The sequence below is a fragment of the Photobacterium aquae genome (assembly GCF_001029445.1).
Taxonomy (GTDB): domain Bacteria; phylum Pseudomonadota; class Gammaproteobacteria; order Enterobacterales; family Vibrionaceae; genus Photobacterium; species Photobacterium aquae.
Genome location: NZ_LDOT01000096.1, coordinates 1 through 719, shown reverse-complemented (window position 1 = coordinate 719; position 719 = coordinate 1). Strand labels below are relative to the sequence as shown.

The window sequence follows — 719 nt, the reverse complement described above, 5'->3', positions numbered from 1 at the left end:
GCATGTTGCGCCATGAAATCCGCAACCAATGTGGTATTAAGCGGAACCGCAGCCTCATGCAATGGCAGTGAGGAAACCGCCGCCCCCAACTTGGGGGCTTTGGTCACTTGCTTAGGGATTGGGTTTGAAATGTTCATGCTGTCACCACCAAACGGCGGTTTGCATCCACCGGAATAATTGCCATCACTGAGCGCATATAGGTTGGCTCATTACCTGCGAATGCTACGCATTGAGCAACGGCGCGATAAAAATTAGCTTGGGGCTGAAACGGTAGCGGCTTGTTAACCTGTGCCCCGGCATTGGAATACCATTGAATTGATGCGGTCATGATTTCCCCTTATCAATACAATCCATGCATTCGATGAAACCATCTTTATCGTACTCATAGTAATCAGTGATTACCCCACATGATGTACACTGGGTTGATTCCTCTCGGCAACCATCGCAAATCAAGACAGAACTGCCCTCTGTTTGCTGGCTATAGCAAACTCTTAGCTCATTGCAGAACTGGCACTCAGTCACAATACTCATGATTGCACCTCCAGAATAACAACGAGTAACTGGGGCTTTTTGCCTTTCGACTTCAATGACTCCATGACACTTTCAGCAACGCGCTCGTCAATAAACAATTGCGCGCCAGCCAATGACCAAGCCAACATCGGTTGGCCTGACTTGCCGAACCCGCAAAAATAGCGGTGATCTACTTTGATTATTTTGGC

At 48.1% G+C, this 719-nt stretch carries 1 protein-coding gene and 1 pseudogene; both read right to left on the bottom strand.

What is annotated here, in order from left to right; translation table 11 throughout:
- Positions 1-133 precede the first annotated feature (133 nt).
- Positions 134-328: a hypothetical protein gene (locus ABT56_RS23065; RefSeq protein ID WP_047881242.1), complete on the bottom strand. Its 195-nt coding sequence runs from the start codon at positions 326-328 to the stop codon at positions 134-136.
- Positions 329-527: 199 nt separating this feature from the next.
- Positions 528-719 (bottom strand): annotated as a pseudogene (locus tag ABT56_RS24385) (hypothetical protein); the annotation flags it as partial.

Coding starts and splice junctions, on each gene's coding strand:
- ABT56_RS23065 (WP_047881242.1), bottom strand. CDS start 328: ATGACCGCATCAATTCAATGGTATTCCAATGCCGGGGCACAGGTTAAC.